This window comes from Micromonospora sp. NPDC005174 (genome assembly GCF_040608495.1).
In the GTDB taxonomy this organism is placed as follows: Bacteria; Actinomycetota; Actinomycetes; order Mycobacteriales; family Micromonosporaceae; genus Micromonospora.
In genome coordinates this window covers 57,850-77,131 of the sequence record NZ_JBEXIJ010000029.1, presented here as the reverse complement: position 1 = coordinate 77,131, position 19,282 = coordinate 57,850, and the positions used below count along the sequence as shown (strand labels likewise).

17 protein-coding genes and 2 pseudogenes are annotated in these 19,282 nt (G+C 72.6%); 12 read left to right on the top strand and 7 right to left on the bottom strand.

Annotated elements, in window-relative coordinates:
• Positions 1-20 precede the first annotated feature (20 nt).
• The 7 genes from ABZU91_RS26090 (at position 21) to ABZU91_RS26060 (ending at position 7,146) form a co-directional block, all read left to right on the top strand.
• Positions 21-1,373 (top strand): 3-oxoacyl-ACP reductase, encoded by a 1,353-nt coding sequence (locus ABZU91_RS26090; protein ID WP_355245578.1) that lies wholly within the window; start codon positions 21-23, stop codon positions 1,371-1,373.
• Positions 1,373-2,434, top strand: coding sequence for a MaoC/PaaZ C-terminal domain-containing protein (locus tag ABZU91_RS26085; RefSeq protein ID WP_355245576.1), 1,062 nt, complete (start codon positions 1,373-1,375; stop codon positions 2,432-2,434). Before ABZU91_RS26090 ends, ABZU91_RS26085 begins: the two co-directional genes overlap by 1 nt.
• Before the next feature lie 92 nt (positions 2,435-2,526).
• The gene (locus tag ABZU91_RS26080) at positions 2,527-3,279 is read left to right on the top strand and encodes an NUDIX domain-containing protein (RefSeq protein ID WP_355245573.1); all 753 of its coding nucleotides are present in this window, start codon (positions 2,527-2,529) and stop codon (positions 3,277-3,279) included.
• Positions 3,276-4,241 carry a serine/threonine protein kinase gene (locus ABZU91_RS26075; protein ID WP_355245571.1) on the top strand — a complete coding sequence of 322 codons (966 nt, stop codon included), beginning with the start codon at positions 3,276-3,278 and terminating at the stop codon, positions 4,239-4,241. Before ABZU91_RS26080 ends, ABZU91_RS26075 begins: the two co-directional genes overlap by 4 nt.
• 10 nt (positions 4,242-4,251) lie before the next feature.
• Positions 4,252-5,211, top strand: coding sequence for a hypothetical protein (locus ABZU91_RS26070; RefSeq protein ID WP_355245568.1), 960 nt, complete (start codon positions 4,252-4,254; stop codon positions 5,209-5,211).
• Positions 5,208-6,470 carry an adenylosuccinate synthetase gene (locus ABZU91_RS26065; protein ID WP_355245565.1) on the top strand — a complete coding sequence of 421 codons (1,263 nt, stop codon included), beginning with the start codon at positions 5,208-5,210 and terminating at the stop codon, positions 6,468-6,470. Before ABZU91_RS26070 ends, ABZU91_RS26065 begins: the two co-directional genes overlap by 4 nt.
• Before the next feature lie 55 nt (positions 6,471-6,525).
• Positions 6,526-7,146, top strand: coding sequence for a DedA family protein (locus ABZU91_RS26060; RefSeq protein WP_355245563.1), 621 nt, complete (start codon positions 6,526-6,528; stop codon positions 7,144-7,146).
• A gap of 22 nt (positions 7,147-7,168) precedes the next feature.
• On the opposite strand, the gene ABZU91_RS26055 is transcribed toward ABZU91_RS26060, so the two are convergent.
• Both ABZU91_RS26055 and ABZU91_RS26050 read right to left on the bottom strand, forming a co-directional pair.
• The gene (locus ABZU91_RS26055; protein ID WP_355245560.1) at positions 7,169-7,810 is read right to left on the bottom strand and encodes a response regulator transcription factor; all 642 of its coding nucleotides are present in this window, start codon (positions 7,808-7,810) and stop codon (positions 7,169-7,171) included.
• Positions 7,807-8,958 (bottom strand): histidine kinase, encoded by a 1,152-nt coding sequence (locus tag ABZU91_RS26050; RefSeq protein ID WP_355245557.1) that lies wholly within the window; start codon positions 8,956-8,958, stop codon positions 7,807-7,809. The genes ABZU91_RS26055 and ABZU91_RS26050 overlap by 4 nt, the downstream gene beginning before the upstream one ends.
• A gap of 170 nt (positions 8,959-9,128) precedes the next feature.
• Here ABZU91_RS26050 and ABZU91_RS26045 point away from each other — a divergent pair, with 170 nt between their 5' ends.
• On the top strand, positions 9,129-9,791 hold the full coding sequence (locus tag ABZU91_RS26045; RefSeq protein WP_355245554.1) for a DedA family protein: 663 nt from the start codon (positions 9,129-9,131) through the stop codon (positions 9,789-9,791).
• Here the strand turns inward: ABZU91_RS26045 and ABZU91_RS26040 are convergent.
• Positions 9,766-10,404: a TetR/AcrR family transcriptional regulator gene (locus tag ABZU91_RS26040; protein WP_355048432.1), complete on the bottom strand. Its 639-nt coding sequence runs from the start codon at positions 10,402-10,404 to the stop codon at positions 9,766-9,768. The two genes, ABZU91_RS26045 and ABZU91_RS26040, sit on opposite strands and share 26 nt — an antisense overlap.
• Positions 10,405-10,472: 68 nt before the next feature.
• Between ABZU91_RS26040 and ABZU91_RS26035 the strand changes: the two genes are divergently transcribed.
• The 3 genes from ABZU91_RS26035 to ABZU91_RS26025 all read left to right on the top strand — a co-directional run bounded on the left by ABZU91_RS26035 (position 10,473) and on the right by ABZU91_RS26025 (position 13,894).
• The gene (locus ABZU91_RS26035; protein WP_355245551.1) at positions 10,473-10,925 is read left to right on the top strand and encodes an SCP2 sterol-binding domain-containing protein; all 453 of its coding nucleotides are present in this window, start codon (positions 10,473-10,475) and stop codon (positions 10,923-10,925) included.
• A gap of 1 nt (position 10,926) precedes the next feature.
• Positions 10,927-12,141 carry an acyl-CoA dehydrogenase family protein gene (locus ABZU91_RS26030; protein WP_355245548.1) on the top strand — a complete coding sequence of 405 codons (1,215 nt, stop codon included), beginning with the start codon at positions 10,927-10,929 and terminating at the stop codon, positions 12,139-12,141.
• Between the two features lie 190 nt (positions 12,142-12,331).
• Positions 12,332-13,894, top strand: a complete 1,563-nt coding sequence (locus ABZU91_RS26025) for an AMP-binding protein (protein ID WP_355245604.1) — start codon at positions 12,332-12,334, stop codon at positions 13,892-13,894.
• Positions 13,895-13,940: 46 nt separating this feature from the next.
• On the opposite strand, the pseudogene ABZU91_RS26020 reads toward ABZU91_RS26025, so the two are convergent.
• Together ABZU91_RS26020 and ABZU91_RS26015 are read right to left on the bottom strand one after the other, a co-directional pair.
• Positions 13,941-14,806 (bottom strand): annotated as a pseudogene (locus ABZU91_RS26020) (response regulator); the annotation flags it as partial.
• Between the two features lie 210 nt (positions 14,807-15,016).
• Positions 15,017-15,295: pseudogene (locus ABZU91_RS26015) on the bottom strand (histidine kinase); the annotation flags it as partial.
• Positions 15,296-15,852: 557 nt separating this feature from the next.
• On the opposite strand from ABZU91_RS26015, the gene ABZU91_RS26010 reads away from it, so the two are divergent.
• Positions 15,853-16,920: a DUF418 domain-containing protein gene (locus tag ABZU91_RS26010; RefSeq protein ID WP_355245545.1), complete on the top strand. Its 1,068-nt coding sequence runs from the start codon at positions 15,853-15,855 to the stop codon at positions 16,918-16,920.
• A gap of 19 nt (positions 16,921-16,939) precedes the next feature.
• Here ABZU91_RS26010 and purD read toward each other — a convergent pair whose 3' ends face one another.
• Both purD and ABZU91_RS26000 read right to left on the bottom strand, forming a co-directional pair.
• On the bottom strand, positions 16,940-18,190 hold the full coding sequence (gene purD, locus ABZU91_RS26005) for a phosphoribosylamine--glycine ligase (protein WP_355245542.1): 1,251 nt from the start codon (positions 18,188-18,190) through the stop codon (positions 16,940-16,942).
• Between the two features lie 152 nt (positions 18,191-18,342).
• The gene (locus ABZU91_RS26000; RefSeq protein ID WP_355245539.1) at positions 18,343-19,272 is read right to left on the bottom strand and encodes a type IV toxin-antitoxin system AbiEi family antitoxin domain-containing protein; all 930 of its coding nucleotides are present in this window, start codon (positions 19,270-19,272) and stop codon (positions 18,343-18,345) included.
• Positions 19,273-19,282 lie beyond the last annotated feature (10 nt).

The window sequence follows — 19,282 nt, the reverse complement described above, 5'->3', positions numbered from 1 at the left end:
CTCGCCAGTAGGCTACGCCCATGACCGACAGGTACGCGAGCTTCGTCCAATCGGCCGCCGGCCGCACGCTGGTCAAGCGCCTCGGGCTGCCCGACCCGCCCCGACTGCGCCGGCACCACCCCGGCGACCCGCTGCTGCCCGGGCCGGCTCTGCTCGGTGTGGCCACCGGCGGCCTGCTCGCCGAGCCGGTCGCCAGGATCCTCACCGCCGCCGGGGTCGAGGTGCGCGACACCACCACCGCCGGAGCACCGGACCGCTTCGGAGCCCTGGTGTACGACGCCACCGGGATCATCGACTCCACCGATCTGCGCCAGCTCTACGACTTCTTCCACCCGCAGGCCCGGGCCGTGCTGCCCGGCGGTCGGGTGATCGTGCTGGGCACTCCACCTGAGGAGTGCCCGATGCCCCGCGAGGCGACCGCTCAGCGTGCCCTGGAGGGGCTGGTGCGCAGCATCGGCAAGGAGTTCGGCCGGGGCACCACGGCCCAACTCGTCTACGGGACCCGTGTCGAGGGCGGCGTCCTCACCAGCCTTGAGTCGACGCTCCGATTCCTCCTGTCCGGGCGGTCCGCGTACGTCTCGGGCCAGGTGATCCGGATCGGCTCAGGCGAGGCGACCGTCCCGGCCGACTGGGAACGCCCCCTGGACGGGCAGGTCGTGCTGGTCACCGGCGCCGCCCGGGGTATCGGCGCGGCGCTGGCCCGGGTGCTCGCCCGCGACGGCGCACAGGTGGTGGCGCTGGACATCCCGGCCGCCGGCGACGCGCTGGCCGCGGTGGCGAACGACATCGGCGGTACGGCCGTGCAGCTCGACCTGACCGCACCGGACGCACCGACCCGGCTCGCGGACCACCTGGCCAGCCGACACGGCCGGGTCGACGTGGTGGTGCACAACGCCGGCATCACCCGGGACAAGACACTCGGCCGGATGGACGCCGACCACTGGGACCAGGTCATTGACGTCAACCTCTCCAGTCAGGAACGGATCAACGACATGCTGCTGGGGCGGGGGCTCATCCCGACCGGCGGGCGCATCGTCGCGGTCTCCTCGATCGCCGGAATCGCCGGCAACCGGGGGCAGACCAACTACGCCACCAGCAAGGCCGGCGTGATCGGGCTGGTCGACTCGCTCGCCCCGGCCCTGCGTGGGCGGGGGATCAGCGTCAACGCGGTCGCCCCCGGCTTCATCGAGACCCGGCTGACCGCGCGCATCCCGCTTGTGGTGCGCGAGGCGGGCCGGCGGATGAACAGCCTGGCCCAGGGCGGGCTGCCGGAGGACGTGGCCGAGACGATCGGCTGGCTGGCCTGGCCGGCCAGCGGCGCGGTCAGCGGCAACGTCGTCCGAGTCTGCGGCCAGAGCCTGCTGGGGGCGTGATGGCCAGGAGGAGAGAGCCCGCGAGGGAACCGGAGGACCTGTCGGTCCACGAGCTGATCGAGGGCCCCACCGAGATCCTGTCGCGGGAGACGCTGGACGCGATCCGCCGGCCGGGAGCCGCCGGCGCCGACCTGCGCGTCGAGCAGACCCACGACCTGACCGCGTCGGCGGCCGAGGTGACAACCGACCCCGGCGGGGACGGTCGGGCCGGCACGGGCAGCCGGACCCGCGTCGAGCTGCCCCGGATGCCCGCCTCCGGCGCGCTGTACCGGCGGGCCGCGCTCGGCGCGCTGCCCGGGCTTGGTGGCGGGCGGCGCGGGAACGACCTCCCGGCGGTCGAGTACGCCGTGGCCGGGGTGCGGACCGACCGGGCACACCTGGCCGACTACGACCGGGTCTGCGGGTTCCGGCTCACCGACCGGCTGCCCGCGACGTACCCGCACGTGCTGGGCTTTCCGCTGGCTCTGCGGCTGATGACCGCACCCGGCTTCCCCATCGCGCTGACCGGTGTGGTGCACGTCGGCAACCGGATCACCACGCACCGCCCGATCACCGCCGACGAGGTCCTCGACTTCACGACGTACGCGCAGGACCTGCGTCCGCACGACCGGGGGCGGCAGGTCGACGTGGTGCTGGTCGGGTCGGTCGACGGGGAGGAGGTCTGGCGCGGCGTCTCGACGTACCTGGGTCGGGAACGCACACCGGGCGGGCGCGAGCGGGGCGAGCGTCCGGGCGCGCCCACGGCCACGGCCCGGTGGCGTGTCGAACCCCGCGTCGGCACGGAGTACGCGCGGGTCTCCGGGGACCACAATCCGATCCACACCTCCCGGCTCGGTGCGCGACTGTTCGGCTTCCGCCGGCCGATCGCGCACGGTATGTGGAGCAAGGCGCGCTGCCTCGCGGCGATGCAGACGCGACTGCCGGACGCCCACACCGTCGAGGTGGCCTTCAAGCTGCCCGTACCGCTGCCGAGCACGGTGGACTTCGCCGTCCTGCCGGACGACGGGTTCGCCCTGCACGACTCGCAGGGCCGGCCGCACCTGGTGGGTCTCGTGCGCTGACGCGCCCCTGCCGATCCGAGGGGGTTGGCAGGGGCGCACTTCTGCGTTAAGTTGTTCTCACAGCGAGATGTTCTCAAGGTGAGAGAGACGTGATGAACGAGCAGGATTTCCTGGCCGCGTACGACCCGCGGGCCTACCCGTCGGTCGCCGTGACCGTCGACGTGGTGGCGCTGACCATCCGCGACGACGCGCTGCACCTGCTGCTGATCCGACGCGGTGAGGCACCCTTCGCGGGGCACTGGGCGCTGCCCGGCGGCTTCGTCCGCCCCGACGAGGACCTGACCACCGGTGCCCGACGGGAGCTGGCCGAGGAGACCGGGCTCGGCGGCGAGGGGCTTCGGCGCGTACACCTGGAGCAGTTGGGCAGCTACGGCGCTCCCGACCGTGACCCGCGGATGCGCGTCGTCTCGATCGCCCACCTCGCGTTCGCCCCCGACCTGCCGGAACCGGCGGCCGGCACGGACGCCGACGAGGCGATCTGGCTGCCGGTGACCGCGCTGAGCAGCCGGCAGCTCGCCTTCGACCACGGCCGGGTCATCGACGACGCGCTGGAGCGTGCCCGCTCCAAGCTGGAGTACACGCCGCTCGCCACGCGCTTCCTCGCCGCCGAGTTCACGATCAGCGAGCTGCGGGCCGTCTACGAGACGGTCTGGGGTCACCCGCTGCACGCCGGCAACTTCCACCGCAAGGTGCTCTCCGTGCCGGGCTTCGTGGAGAGCACCGGCGCGAGCACCGAGCGCGGCGGCACCCGGGGTGGACCCCGCGCACGGCTCTACCGGGCCGGCGACGCCCGACTGCTGCACCCGGCGCTGCTGCGACCCGCCCGCGAGGAGACGGTGCGGTGAGGACCGCCGAGGCAATCGACCTGGTCACGGCCGCCCGCACCGACGCCGACCTGTTCGGCACCGACCAGCCGGGCCGCCGCTACCGCGAGCTGGTCGCGGCCCTGCACCCCGACCGGCTGCCGACAGACCCGGGGGTACGCGCCGAAGCCCTCGACGCGTTCGTCCACGTCACGACCCGGTGGCAGGCCCGGCGGACGACAGTCCTCGGCGACTACCGGCTCGGTGCGCCGGCTCACTCGGGCGACCTGGCCGACCTCTACGACGTGGGTGACGATCGGCTGCTCAAGCTCCCCCGGCAACCCACCGACAACGACCTGATGGCCCGCGAGGCGCACGCCCTGCACACCATCGCCGAGCGCGGCGACCCGCGCTACCTGCCGTACGTGCCCCGACTCGTCGACGAGTTCCGGCACCGCGACGCCGCGACCGGTGCGGAACGGCGGATCACCGTGCTGGCCACCGCGCCCGGCCTGCACGACCTCGACGAGGTGCGGCGCGCGTACCCCGACGGGTTGGACGCCCGGGACGCGGCCTGGATGTGGCGGCGGCTGCTGGTGGCACTCGGCCTGGCCCACCGGGCCGGCATCGTGCACGGCGCGGTCCTGCCGCGGCACGTGCTGATCGAGCCGGACGCCCACGGCGTGGTGCTCGTCGACTGGTGCTTCTCGACCCCGACGGGCCGCACGATCCCGGCGCTCGTGCCGGGCAACGAGGACTGGTATCCGGAGGAGGTGCCGCGCAGGCGGCCCTGCGGTCCGGGCACCGACATCGCGATGGCCAGCCGGTGCATGAGCTGGCTGATGGGCCCACGCGCACCCCGCGAGCTGGACACCTTCGCGCAGGGCTGCCAGCAGCGATCCCTGCACGCCCGACCCGACGACGCCTGGCGTCTGCTGCGCGAACTCGACCAGGTGCTGGACCGGCTCTACGGCCCACGCACCTTCCGACCCTTCACCCTCTAGAGGAGCTGTCATGGGCAGTGGAACCTGGTCCACCGACGTGTACGACGCCGCCGACCGTTACCGGCGCAGGACCGGCCGCAGCGCGTTCTCCTACAGCGACAGCGGTGCGCGCACCGTGCACGCTTCGCTCGACCCGCGCGGCGCGAGCCGGGAGAGCCGCGACTCCACCGAGCACCCGCAGTCGACGCCCATCGCGGTGCTCTTCGACGTGACCGGCTCGATGCGTACGGTGCCGCGTGTCCTGCAGACCAAGCTGCCGCAGCTCCTCGGGCTGCTGCAACGGCAGGGCTACGCCAGCGACCCGCAGATCATGTTCGGCGCGATCGGCGACGCCACCTGCGACCGGGTGCCGTTGCAGGTGGGCCAGTTCGAGTCGGACAACCGGATGGACGACGACCTCGGCCGGATCGTCCTCGAAGGCGGCGGCGGCGGGCAGATGACCGAGTCGTACGAGCTGGCCATGTACTTCATGGCCCGGCACACCGCCACCGACAACTGGGACAAGCGCGGCCGACGCGGCTACCTGTTCATCATCGGCGACGAACTGGCGTACCCACGGGTCAACGCCCGGGAGGTGGCCGGCCTGATCGGCGACGACCTGGGTGAGGACGTACCCCTGCGGCAGGTCGTCGACGAGGTGACCCGGCGGTGGGACACGTACTACCTGCTCCCCGCCGGCAGCCACTACGCCGGCAACGCGAAGGTGTTGGACTTCTGGCGCGACCTGCTCGGGCAGAACGCCGTCGTGCTCGACGACCTGGACGCGGTCTGCGAGACCATCGCGCTCACCATCGGCCTCGGTGAGCAGGCGATCGACCTGGACGAGGGCCTGCGCCACCTGGACCACGCCGGCTCCGGCGCCACCGGGACCGTGTCGAAGGCGCTGGCCCGGCTCGGCCGGGGACGGCGGGCCGAGGTGTCGACGCTGCCGGCGTTCACCGACACGGCCAGCGGGGTGACCCGGCTGTGAACCACGTGGCGGTGGTGGACCTCGGCTACGGCGACGCGGGCAAGGGCACCGTCGTGGACTGGCTCTGCGCCACCCGGCCCGTGCACACGGTGGTCCGCTTCAACGGGGGCGCGCAGGCGGCACACAACGTCGTGCTGCGCGACGGGCGGCACCACACGTTCGCACAGTTCGGCGCGGGCACGTTCCATCCCGGTGTCGGGACGTACCTGTCCCGGCACGTGGTGGTGGACCCGCTCGCCCTGGCCGCCGAGGCCGACCATCTCGCCACGATCGGGGTGCCCGACGCGCTGGACCGACTGACCGTCGACTCCGAGGCGCTGCTCGCCACCCCGTACCACCGGGCCGCCAACCGGGCCCGGGAGATCGCCCGGGGCGCCGACCGGCACGGCTCCTGCGGGTTGGGGGTGGGCGAGACCGTCGCGTACGGGCTCGCCCACCCCGACGACGCGCCCCGGGTCGCCGACTGCCGGCATCCGGCCCTGCTGCGCCGCCGGTTGAGCGTCCTGCGGGACCGACTGACCGCCGAACTCGGCCCGCTGGACGCGCCGCCCGTCGAGGACTGCCTACCCGCGTTCACCGGGTTCGCCGACCGGGTCGCCATCGTCGACCGAAGCTGGCTCGCCGCGGCGCTGCGCACCGGGACCTGCGTCTTCGAGGGCGCACAGGGGGTGTTGCTGGACGAGTGGCACGGCTTCCACCCGTACACCACCTGGAGCACCACCACGTTCGCCAACGTCGACAGCCTGCTCGCCGAGGCGGGCCTGACCGGCGACGCGACCCGGATCGGTGTGCTGCGCGTGGTCACCACCCGGCACGGGCCCGGCCCGCTGGTGACCGAGGACCCGGCTCTGCCCTTCGCCGACAGGCACAACCCGACGAACCCGTGGCAGGGCCGGTTCCGGTTCGGCCACTTCGACGCGGTCGCCCACCGGTACGCCCTCGCGGCGGCCGGCGGTGTCGACGGCCTGGCGCTGACCCACCTCGACCTCGCCGGCCCCTACCTGCGGATCTGCCGCCGCTACGAAACCGGCGACCGGCTCACCCCCGGCCCACCCGGCGACCTGGACCGGCAGGCCGCGCTCACCGCCCGCCTCCTACGCTCCCGTCCGGTGTACGACGACCCGCCGGCCGACTGGGCCGAGGCGGTCGGCGCGGAGCTGGACACGCCTGTGGTGCTGACCTCGCACGGGCCCACCGCCGACGACAAGAGGGCGCACGGTCCGCTGCTCCACCCAGCGGCACTGTTCAGCGCGGGCTGAGGCGTCTTCCGGCGACTCGGCCACCGGGCCGGTCGTACCCGGCGAGCATGGGGGGATGGACGCCCTGCTCGACCTCCTCCGTGGGACGGTCACCTCACCGTGGGTGTACCTGTTGATCTTCGGGCTCACCGCAGTCGACGCGTTCTTCCCGGCGGTGCCCGGCGAGGCAGCCGTGATCACCGCCGGGGTGCTGTCCGCCAGTGGCGGTCACCCCAGCCTGACCCTCGTGATCGCCAGCGCCGGCGTCGGCGCGCTGGTCGGCGACCACATCTCGTACGCCATCGGGCGCGGCGGCGGCGCGAGCCGGCTGGCCCGGCTCCCCGACGGCAGCCGTCGGCGGGCCAGCTCCGAGTGGGCCCGGCGCGCGGTGGACCGCCGGGGCGGGATGATCCTGACCACCAGCCGGTACGTGCCGGGAGGCCGGACCGCCGTCACCCTCACCATGGGCGCGGTGGGCTATCCCCGCCGCGCGTTCCTGCTGTACGACAGCATCGGGGCGTTCACCTGGGCGGTGTACTGCGGGCTGCTCGGCTACTTCGGCGGCCTGGCCTTCGAGCGGGACCCCGTGAAGGGCGTGCTGGTCGGTGTGGGCGTCTCACTGGTCATCACCTTCGGCCTGGAAGGGCTCCGCTGGCTGCGCCGCCACGCGCACCGACGGGCCGCCTCCGGCCGCTGATCGCCGTACGGCCCGGGTCACGTCACAGCAGGTCGGCGTCGTGCACCAGGATCGCCAACTGCACCCGGTTGCCCACGTGCAGTTTCGCCAACGCCCGGCTGACATGTGCCTTCACGGTGGCCTCGCTCATCGTCAGCCGCCGGGCGATCTCCGCGTTGCCGTGCCCGCGCGCCACCTCCCGCACGATCTCCAACTCCCGTCCGGTGAGCGGTTCGAGCCGCTGGCGAGCCGCGTCCCGTCGGGCCGGACCACGATCGGCGAACGAGCTGATCAGCCGCCGGGTCACCGTCGGGGCGAGCATCGCGTGCCCGGCTGCCACCGTCCGGACGGCCGCGGCCAGCTCGCGGGGCGGGGTGTCCTTGAGCAGGAAGCCGACAGCACCGGCCCGCAGCGCGCGGTGCACGTACTCGTCCAGGTCGAAGGTGGTCAACATGATCACCTTCGGGCCGGCGGCAACCAGGCCCGGCGCGACCGTCAGCCCGTCGACGCCCGGCATCCGTACGTCGAGCAGCACCACGTCCGGGCGTAACCGGTGGGCCTGCTCCAGCGCGCCGGTGCCGTCCGCGGCCTCGCCGACCACTGTGATGTCCTCGGCCGCCTCCAGGATCAGCCGCAGCCCGGCACGGATGAGCTGCTCGTCGTCGACCACCAGCACCCGAATCACGCCACACCCGCCAGCGGGATCAGGGCCCGGACGAGGTAACCACCGTCCACGGGCGTCGCCTCCAGCCGGCCGCCGAGCAGCTCCACCCGCTCGCGGAGCCCGAGCAGCCCCTGCCCCGCGCCGGGCAACGCCGACCCACCCGTCGACGGACCGTTGCGCACCACCACCTCCAGCCCGTCGGGGAGGTAGCGCAGGCGGACGACCGTCTCCGCGCCGGCCGCGTGCTTGCGTACGTTCGTCAACGCCTCGCGGACCACCCGGTACGCGGTGCGCCCCAACGTCGCCGGTAGCGCGGTCGGCACGCCCTCATCCTGCCGGGACACGCGCAGACCTGCGGTACGCGATTCCCCGATCAACTCGTCCAGCGCGTCGAGCCCCCGCTCCGGCACCACGGCCGCCTCGGCCTGGCGGAGCACACCCAGCACCTCACGCAGGTCGGTGAGCGCCTGCCGGCCGGTCGTGCGGATCAACGCGGCGGCCTCGGCGGTCGCCGGGTTCGCGGCGGTCACCTCCAGGGCACCGGCGTGCACCACCATCAACGAGACCCGATGCGCCACCACGTCGTGCATCTCCCGGGCGATCCTGGTCCGCTCCTCGGCACGTACCCGGTCGGCGTGCGCCTCCCGCTCGCGTTCCAGCCGTTCGGCCCGGTCCCGCAGAGCGGCGAGCGTGTCCCGGCGTGCCCGCACCCAGAGGCCGAGGACCAACGGGAGTCCGACCAGACAGGCGGCGAGCAGCAGCACGTTGCCGGTGGTGGCGGTGGTGATCCGGCGTACGCCGCCGACCTGCACCCCGACCAGGACCCCACCGGCGAGCACCACGGCGGCACCGGCGAGGTAGCCGGCGAGTCGTCCGCCCCGCAGCCGCAGACCCGCCTGGTACGAGGCGACCACCCCGGCCGCCGCGGCGGCGAGCACCAGCCAGCCCAGCGCCGCAGCCAGGAAAACGGGCCAGCGGCGGGTCCGGATCGTGGTGGCGGCCCAACCTGACGAGACCGCTACCACCAGCACGACCGGGCCCGGCAGTGGCGAGCGGACACCGATGTCACCGCTCGCGCTGGCCCAGACGGCGACGGCGACCACGACGGCGAGCAGCAGCACCCCGTACCGCTGGACGACCCGCCGTGGGGCGACGGTGCTGGAGGCCACGCAGCGAGCGTAGGGCTCCACGTGCGACGGTGGTCGCCTCGCACGGTCAGACCGGGGTGCGGTGGGGGAAGACCCCCATCCGCCCTCCGGGCCGGTCACTACCTAAGTAGTGCCGCCCGGCTGACCACTGGCCGATGGCGGGAGCCGCCACGCGCACCAGCATCGGGACCATGGATCTGCTGGAGCTGCTGCACGACACGATGTCCTCGCCCTGGGTGTACCTGGCGCTCTTCGCGATCGCGGCGCTCGACGGCTTCTTTCCCGTGGTGCCGAGCGAGACGGCGGTGATCACGGCCGGGGTGTTCGCCGCCTCGGGAGCGCCGTACCTGCCTGCGGTCATCCTCGTGGCAGCCGCCGGGGCACTCGTCGGTGACCACGTCTCGTACGCCATCGGCCGAGGCGGCGGTGCGCGGCTGCTCGACCGGCTGCCACCCGACGGCCGACGCCGAACCGCCGTCGACTGGGCCCGTCGAGGGATCGCGACGCGCGGTGGCCTGATTCTCACCGTGGCCCGGTACGTGCCGGGCGGCCGGACCGCGGTCACCCTCACGATGGGTGCGGTGCATTTCCCCCGGCGACGGTTCCTGGCCTTCGACGCGATCGCCGCCGGCTCCTGGGGCCTCTACTCGGGGCTGGTCGGCTACGTCGGCGGGCTGGCGTTCGAGCAGGATCCCCTGCGCGGCCTCCTGCTCGGGCTGGGCCTCGCCCTGTCGGTGACGGTGGTCGTCGAGGTGGTTCGCTGGCTTCGTGGGCGCCGCGCGGCGGGGGCCGGCGGGCCGGGCACCGACGCCGTCCCCGCCGAGCCCGTCAGTCGACCGGCGGACGCCAGGTGACGCCGTGCAGGAGCTGGGCGGCGCCGAGCCAGGCCACGTTCATCATCCGGGTGGCCGTCTTCTCGGGGTCGGCCTCCGGGTGGTCCGCGAGCCAGTCGGCCAGCGACTCCGTCGCGCCGACCAGGGCGTACGCGACGACCTCCAGGTCGGTGGGCGCGATCTCGCGGCCCTCTTCACGCAGCGCGTGGTCGAGCATCCCGGCGACCACCTCGACCAGCCGGGCGCGCATGGTGGCCAGTTCACCCGCGAACGGCTGCTCGCCACGGGCCTGCCGGTAGAGCACCGCCCAGCCGTCGCGGTGCGCGCCGACGAAGCCGAAGAACGCTTTCAGCCCACGCCACAGCCGCTCGTCGGCCGGCAGATCGGGGGCGGCTGCGCCGGCGATGGCCTGCATCATCCGGGTGCCCTCCCGGTGCAGGCACGCGACGAACAGCTCCTCCTTGGTGCCGAGGTACGCGTACACCATCGGTTTGGAGATGCCGGCGTCCTCCGCGATCTCGTCCATGCTGGCGGCGTGGAAGCCGCGCCGGGAGAAGACCTTCACGGCCGCGTCGAGCATCTGCTGCTCGCGTACGGCGCGCGGCAGGCGCTTGAACGCGGGAGGCGTGGACACCTTGCGAGCATACCTACTCGTGCGTAGGGTTACGCACGAGTAGCCAAATCTTCCGGAAGGCGCGTCTCATGACTGACTTCGACCCGGCCAACTTCGCCAACGTCGGGCCCAAGGAGTTCGCCCAGCTGGTCAAGTCCACCCCGGACGACAAGATCGCCCAGGTGATGTCGGGTGACCTGCGCGGCAAGGTCCTCGGTGAGGTGTTCGGCCGGATGCCGTCGCTGTTCCGCGCGGACCGGGCCGGCTCCACCAACGCGGTCATCCACTGGATCATCACCGGCCGTCCGGACGGCGGCAGCGACACCTACGAGGTGGTCGTCGCCGACGGCAAGTGCGAGGTGAACGAGACCCCGCAGCACGACCCGAAGCTGAGCCTCACCATGGGTCCGGTCGAGTTCCTGAAGATCGTCTCCGGTGGCGCCAACCCGGTCATGATGTTCATGACCGGCAAGCTGAAGGCCAAGGGCGACCTGGGCCTCGCCGCCAACATCGCCAACCTGTTCGACATCCCCAAGGCCTGACATGGCCGAGTTCTCGCTCGACCTGAACGAGGAACAGCGGGATCTACGCGACTGGGTGCACGGCTTCGCCGCCGAGGTCGTGCGCCCGGCCGCCGCCGAGTGGGACGAGCGCGAGGACACCCCGTGGCCGGTGATCCAGGAGGCCGCCAAGGTCGGCCTCTACGGCTTCGAGTTCCTCGCCACCTGCTGGGCCGATCCGACCGGGCTGTCCCTGCCCATCGCCAGCGAGGAGCTCTTCTGGGGTGACGCCGGCATCGGCATGAGCATCTTCGGCACCTCGCTCGCCGTCGCCAGCATCTACGGCACCGGCACCCCGGACCAGATGGTCGAGTGGGTGCCGCAGTGCTTCGGCGACGTCGACTCGCCCGCCGTCGCCGCGTTCTGCAGCAGCGAACCCGAGGCCGGTTCCGACGTCAGCGCGATGCGCACCCGCGCCGTCTACGACGAGGCCGGCGACGAGTGGGTGCTCACCGGCCAGAAGGCGTACGCGACCAACGGCGGTATCGCCGGAGTGCACGTGGTCACCGCCTCCGTCGACCCCACGCTCGGCTCGCGCGGCCAGGCGGCGTTCGTCGTACCGCCGGGCACCCCCGGTCTGGCCGCGACCCGCAAGCTCCGCAAGCTCGGCCTGCGCGCGTCGCACACCGCCGACGTCTTCCTCGACGAGGTACGTGTGCCCGGCCGCTGCCTGCTCGGCGGCAAGGACGCCCTCGACGAGCGGCTGGCCCGCGCCCGCTCCGGGCAACGGGCCACCGGACAGGCCGCCATGCGTACCTTCGAGCTGTCCCGACCCACCGTCGGCGCACAGGCGCTCGGCGTGGCCCGGGCCGCCTACGAGTACGCCCTGGACTACGCCAAGGACCGGGTGCAGTTCGGCCGGCCGATCATCGAGAACCAGGCGGTCGCGTTCGCGCTTGCCGACATGCGAATGGAGATCGACGCGGCCCGGCTGCTGGTCTGGCGGGCTTCGTGGATGGGCCGCAACAACCGGCCGTTCACCGCCGGCGAGGGCTCGATGTCCAAGCTCAAGGCCGGCGAGGTCGCGGTGTCCGTCACCGAGAAGGCCGTGCAACTGCTCGGCGGGGCAGGCTTCCTGCGCGACCACCCGGTGGAACGCTGGTACCGCGACGCCAAGATCTACACCATTTTCGAGGGTACGTCCGAGATCCAGCGCCTGGTGATCTCACGAGCGATCTCCGGCGTGCAGATCCGCTGACCCTCCGGCCGACGGTCGTCCGGGCCCGGGTGTCCCCGACCCGGCCCGGACCACCGCTTCTGCCTATCCGTGCCGCCTACGTCACCCCACGCCGACGTCGGCTGGGCCCTCCGAAGCGCCGGGTGCATGATCAAGGAAGACGCCCCGACGGATGGGGCTGTCCGCGTGCCACCCCGAGGAGGTCTGCGGCATGGACCTGCCGTTCGTCGTCACCACGCTGACCCGTCGCGGTCTGCTCACCCCGGGCCGTCCGGTCCGGATGGCCTCGCAGCTCAACGCGCTGCGTACCTGGGGATGGAGCCTCGCCGGCGAACTGCGCCAGGCTGCCGCCCGCGACCCCGGTCGAGCGGCGGTCATCGACGAGGACGGCGTCGAGCTGACCTACCAGGCTCTCCTCGACCGGGCCGAGCGGATGGCCCGGTCGATGCGGTCCGGCCTCGGCGTACAGCCCGGCGACAGGATCGGCGTGCTCTGCCGCAACCACCACGGACTGATCGAGACGATCGTCGCGGCGACCCTGCTCGGCGTCGACGCGGTCCTGGTCAACACGGGTCTCTCCGCCGCACAGTTGGCGACCGTCGCCGAGGAACAACGGCTACGGCTGCTGGTGCACGACGACGAGTTCGCCGAACGGGTCCTCGGTCTCCCCGCCGAGCTTCCCCGCCTCGACGAGCGCGCCCGCGAGGAGTTGGTCGCCGGGGCCCTGCCGGGCGAGCTGCACCCGCCGGAGCACGACGGGCGCATCATCGTGCTCACCTCGGGCACCACCGGCGCTCCCAAGGGCGCCCGCCGCCCCACACCCAGCGGTTTCGGGCCACTCGTGTCCATCATCGACCGCATCCCCCTGCACGCGAAGGACCGGGTGCTCATCGCCGCCCCGATCTTCCACACCTGGGGATTCGCGGCCCTGCAGGTGTGCTTCGCGCTGCGGGCCACCATCGTGCTGCACCGCCGCTTCGACCCGGCCGCCACGCTCACCGCCCTGGTGGCACAACGCTGCGACGCCCTCTTCGCCGTACCCGTGATGCTCCAGCGCCTGCTGGAAGTGCCCCCGCCGGACCCACGTCCGACACTCAAGGTCGTCGCGGTCAGCGGATCGGCCCTGCCCGGCGGGCTCGCCCCGAAGTTCATGGACGTGTACGGGGACGTCCTCTACAACCTGTACGGGTCCACCGAGGTCTCCTGGGCGTCCATCGCCGGCCCGGTAGACCTGCGCCAGGCGCCCACCACCGCCGGTCGCCCACCGCACGGCACCCGACTGGAACTGCTCGACACGGCCGGCCAGCCGGTGTCGCAAGGGCAGGTCGGGCGCATCTTCGTCGGCAACGAGATGCTCTTCGAGGGCTACACCTCCGGCGCCACCCGGGAGACCCGTGACGGGCTGCTCGACACCGGCGACCTCGGCCGGCTCAACTCCGACGGGCTGCTCTTCGTCGACGGCCGCGCCGACGACATGATCGTCTCCGGTGGCGAGAACGTGTTCCCATCCGAGGTGGAGGACCTGCTCGCCCAGCTACCGCAGGTACGCGAGGCCGCCGTGATCGGCGTACCCGACCCCGAGTACGGCCAGCGCCTGGCCGCGTTCCTCGCCCTGCACCCCGGCGAGACGCTCGACCCCGAGGCGGTCCGCGAGTACGTGCGGCACTACCTGGCCCGCTTCTCCGTACCCCGGGACGTGGTCTTCGTGAAGTACCTGCCCCGCAACGCCACCGGCAAGGTGCTCGGGCGCGAATTGCGCCGCTACTACGGCTGAGTCGGCCAGGAGTCGTGACCCGACCCGGGCGGCCCGGCGACCGGCCTCACCGACGGGGGCCCAGACCCGCCTCCTGCGCCAGCAACGCCGCCTGGGTCCGGTTGGCGCAACCGAGCTTGACCAGAAGCCGGGAGACGTAGCCCTTGACGGTGGCCTCGGACAGGTGCAGGCGGCGGGCGATCTGCTGGTTCGACCGGCCGGCCCCGAGGCTCTCCAGCACCTCCACCTCCCGCTCGGTGAGCGACAGAAGCAGGTCACGGGCACGCTGGCTCGGCACCGTCTGCGCGACGAGACGATCAGCCGCCACCGCGGAAAGCACCGTGTGCCCTGCGGCCGCCACCCGCACCAGGGCGAGCAGGTCGTCGGGCGACGTCGACTTGAGCAGGAAGCCGGCCGCCCCGGCCCGGAGCGCGCCGGTCACGTAGTCGTCCAGGTCGAACGTGGTGAGAGCCAGGACCCGTGGCGGCGACGGCAGGGTCATGATCCGCTCGGTGGCCCTGATCCCGTCGACGCCCGGCATCCGCAGGTCCATCAGCACCACGTCGGGCCGTAGTCGCACCGCAGCCTCCACAGCGTCCGCCCCGTCGTACGCCTCGCCGACGACCGTCAGGTCCGGCGCGGACCCGAGGATCGTGCGCAGGTGGGCACAGACCATCCGCTCGTCGTCCACGACGAGCACCCGGATCACGACCGCACCGGCAGCATCGCGTGGACGGCGAAGCCACCCGGCGTCGTCGGTCCGGCCGCGAACGTCCCGCCAAGCACCTCGACGCGGTGCCGCAACCCGGCCAGGCCGGTGCCACCACCGGCGGCAGCCAGGGCAGCGTCGGGTGAGCGACCCGCCGGGGTGTTCGACACCGTGACGAGCACCTTCTGCGTGCCGTACTCGATCGACACGGTGGCGGCGGCACCCGGCGCGTGCTTGTGCACGTTCGTCAGCGACTCCTGGATCAGCCGGAACAGCGTCCTCCGCACCGTCGAAGCGAGCCCCTGCGGGTCGCCCACTTCGGAGAGCCGCACCGGTAGACCGACCGCACGGGAATCATCGACCAACCGGACCAGCTCGGGTGTGTCGTCCGGGACCGGATCAACCCGTGGGTGTCCGTCCTCGCCCCGCAGCACCCCCACCAGGTCGCGCAGCTCCGTCAACGCCTGGCAGCCGTTCGCCCGCAGTTCCTCGGCCGCCGCCCGGGCCGTCGGATCGGTGGTGGTGACCCGAAGCGCGCCCGCCTGCAACACCATGAGGTTGATCCGGTGGGTGACCACGTCGTGCATCTCGGCGGCGAGCCGCACGCGTTCCTCGACGCGCGCCTGATCGGCCAGGAGCAAGCGCTCCCGCTCGGCCCGCTCCGCCCGGTCGGTCAACTCCGCCAGCAGGCTCCGCCGGGCCCGGACGTACATCCCCAGGACCGCCGTGGCGAGGATGACAGTCGGCGCTGTGAACGGATCGGCGATCGACCAGGCGCTCGCCCCCACCAGGAACGCCACCGTCAGCAGCCCGATCACCGTCCACTGTCGCCACCGCCGACCCCGTCCGTACGCCGTCACCGCATACGGAACGAGGACGGCGGCCCAGGCCGGCGCGAAGAGACTGATCCCGGCGATGGTCAGCGCTGCGGTGTACGGGCGTTGCCGACGAACCAGCAGCATCACCGCGGCGGCCACCTGCGCGGCCACGTAGGCCCAGGTAGGTGCGGGGACCAGCTTGGTGTCGACGTCCGGATCCGCCAGTTCCAGCCCACCGCCGGCCGCCGTCGCCACGAGCGCGAGCAGCACGTCCACGGTGACCCGGAACACCCGGCCTCGGCCCATGGCAGCAGGGTAACCGGGTGCCCGGAAAACGGCCTGCCACGCGTGCGGGAAGCCGACGAAACCACGACCGGCATACGACGAAAGGAGGTGGCGGTCACGACTTTCTCCGCTGACGACACTCGGCGACCCCACGGTGGGATCGACCCATGACCGAATCGGTACGGACGACTGACCGACCACCGGCACCGACCGACGTCTCCACCGTCGGGCCGCGTATCGGCGCGCTGGACGCGCTGCGCGGCTTCGCGCTCTGCGGCATCCTGATCATCAACATCTACCAGCAGGTCGTCTTCCGCGGCGAGGCGGCCGGCACCTCGACGCGGCTGCCGGAGGCGGTGCAACTGCTCTTCTACGAGCGGTTCTACCCGATCTTCTCGATCCTGTTCGGTGTCGGCTTCGGCATCTTCCTCCGACGCGCCGCGACCCGGACCAGCCGGCCCCGGGTGGTGCTGGCCCGCCGACTGGTCGTCCTCCTGCTGATCGGTGTCGCGCACTTCGTCGTCCACCCCGGGGAGGCGCTGACCGCGTACGCGTTGGCCGGCCTTCTCGTGCTGCTGCCGCTGAGTTACCTCGGCGGGCGCACGGCCCTCGTCGTCGCGGTACTGCTGCTGCTCGCCGGCGCGCAACTCGTCGTCGGTTACGGGCCCATCCCGGGCCTGCTCGCCCTCGGCTACGCGCTGGCGGCGCTGGGCGTGCCGGCCGCCCTTGAGCGTCGCACCGGACGGGTGGCGATCGCATTCGTCGTCTTCGCCGCGCTCGCGGTGACCTGGATCGTGCTGACCATCCGCGACGAGGACCTGCCAACCGTCAACGTCCTCGGCGGACCAGGCGGCGGCGTGAGCCTGCTACCCCCGCTCGCCGGCATCGCCACCGGCCTCGCGTACTGCTGCGGTCTGCTACTGCTGCTACACACGCCGGCCGGGCCGGCGCTCTCCGCAGTGTTGTCGCCAATGGGCCGGATGGCCCTGACGAACTACCTGAGCGCCACCGCACTGTTCCTGCTCGCCGGTCCACCGCTGGGCATCGACAGCACCCGCGACCTGCCCCGCATCGTGGGACTCACCGTCGCCATCATCATCGTCCAGGCGGTGTGGAGCGTGCTCTGGCTGCGAACGTTCCGCTACGGCCCGGTCGAGTGGGCGTGGCGCTGCCTGACGTGGTGGCGACGCGCGCCGATCCGACGTCGAGGCGCGGAGTCGACGACCCCGGCCTGACCCACGCCGACCGACGGCTTCAGGCGGGAATCGTGATCCGGTCGTCGATCGCGGCGGCGGCGATGTCGGTGCGGTGCTGCGAGCCCGCCAGCTCCACCCCGTCCACCAGCGCGTACGCCGCGTCTCGAGCGGACGCCAGATCGGGGCCGGTGGCCGTACCGCAGAGAACCCGGCCGCCGGCGGACAGCAACGCGCCGTCGCCGGCCCGGCGGACGGTGCCCGCGTGGATGATGCCCGGCCGGTCCGCACCGGTGATCACATCGCCGGTACGCGGCGCGGCGGGATAGCCCTGCGCGGCGAGCACCACGGTGACCGCGGCACCGTCCCGCCAGCGCAGCGGCGGGTGCTCGGCGAGCGTGCCGGTGGCCGCCGCGTGCAACAACCCACCCAGCGGCGTCTCCAGCAGCGCGAGCACCACCTGGGTCTCCGGGTCACCGAAGCGCGCATTGAACTCGATCACCCGGGGGCCGGCGGCGGTCATCGCGAGGCCGACATAGAGCAGACCCGCGAACGGCGTGCCCCGGCGGCGCAACTCGGCCAGCGTCGGGTGGACCACGTCGCGCATGACATCGTCGACGAGACCCGGCGGCGCCCAGGGCAGCGGCGCGTACGCTCCCATGCCACCCGTGTTCGGGCCGGTGTCGCCGTCGCCGATCCGCTTGAAGTCCTGCGCGGGCAGCAGCGGCAGAGCGGCCTCACCGTCGGTGACCACGAACAGGCTGACCTCCGGCCCGTCGAGGAACTCCTCGACCACGACCCGGCCACACTCGGCGGCGTGCGCCAGCGCGGCGGACCGGTCGTCGGTCACCACCACGCCCTTGCCGGCGGCGAGACCGTCGTCCTTCACCACGTACGGCGCGCCGAACTCGTCGAGCGCCCGCGCGGTGCTCTCCTCGTCCGTGCAGACGTACGCCCGGGCGGTCGGCACACCGGCGGCGGTCATCACGTCCTTGGCGAACGCCTTCGAACCCTCCAACTGGGCGGCCTCGGCAGACGGCCCGAACACGGCGATGCCCTTGGCGCGTACGGCGTCGGCGACACCGGCGACCAGCGGCGCCTCCGGACCGATAACCACCAGGTCAGCAGCGATCTCCACCGCCAACGCCGCCACGGCGGCCGGATCGGTCGCGGTGACGGACCGCAGCTCGGCCACCTCGGCGATCCCCGGATTACCGGGAGCGGCGATCAACGCGTCGACAGCCGGATCACGCACCAGCCCGAGGGCGAGCGCATGCTCACGCCCCCCACCACCCACCAAGAGAACCCGCACAACCCGCCACCCTACCGCCCCCCACCCCAACCCCATCCCCCCGCCGCCGCCCGCCCGGCCCGCCGCCCGCCGCCCCCGCCCGGCCCGGCCCTCGCCGGTGATCATGAAGTTATTGCCCATTACCTCGGCGTGTCGGGGCAATAACTTCATGATCAGCGGTGTCGGGCTGCGGCCATCGCCTGTCGGACGCTCCACGGGATGTAGTCCGGGCGCAGGGTGTCCTGCCAGGTGAAACGGAGCAAGGTCCAGCCTGCGTTCACCAGGCGGTTCTGACGGTGCCGGTCGGCGAACACGGCATCTGGCAGGCCATGCGGATCACGACCGTCAGCCTCGGCGATGAGCTGGTAACCACGCCACCCGAGGTCGCCGATGCCCAACAGGTAGCCGTCGTCGTCCCGTACCTCGAGTTGCAGCGCATCGGGCGGCACCCTGCCATCGACACATCGGAGCCGGGCGCGCGTCTCAAGTGGTGACTGAGCCCGCCCGTCCACCTCAGCGAGGAAGGCACGCGCCGCGATCGCACCCCTCCGCCCACGGATCAGGCGCGGCAGGGCGAGCAAGTCTTCGGCTGTCACCAGCCGACGGTTCAATGCCGAATCCAGCACACTCACCGCTGAGAAGCGATCGACCCGAAGACTCACGTCAGCAAGAGTCCTGAGCGGTTCGGTCGCGATAAGTCCGTCCACCCGAACAAGTTGCTCGGACGGGATGACCAACTGGTGGACCACCACCTCGGGGTGGGCGATTCGAGCCGGCCTGGCAGTCGGCCCAGGCACCGACAGGTGGATCGACTCGGTGGCCCGCAAACCAGCCAGCCCGTGCAGTTCAGCGGCTGTCGCGAGCACGGCCGCCGCCGACGGCCCGAACGATTCCAGCGCTGCCCTGATCCGCGCACGGCGCGGCACCCCGCCATACAGGTCGGCGTCCACGAGATAGCTGCCACGCGCTACGACCCGCCAGTGGCCGGCACGGCAGAGCCGCTGCACCTCGTGGGTGGTGAAGCCGGCGGCGCGCGCCTGCCGGAGCGTCACAATCCCGTCGCGCGAGCGAGCGAGGCGCCGCACGGCAGCCAGGGCATCCATCCGGCCACCC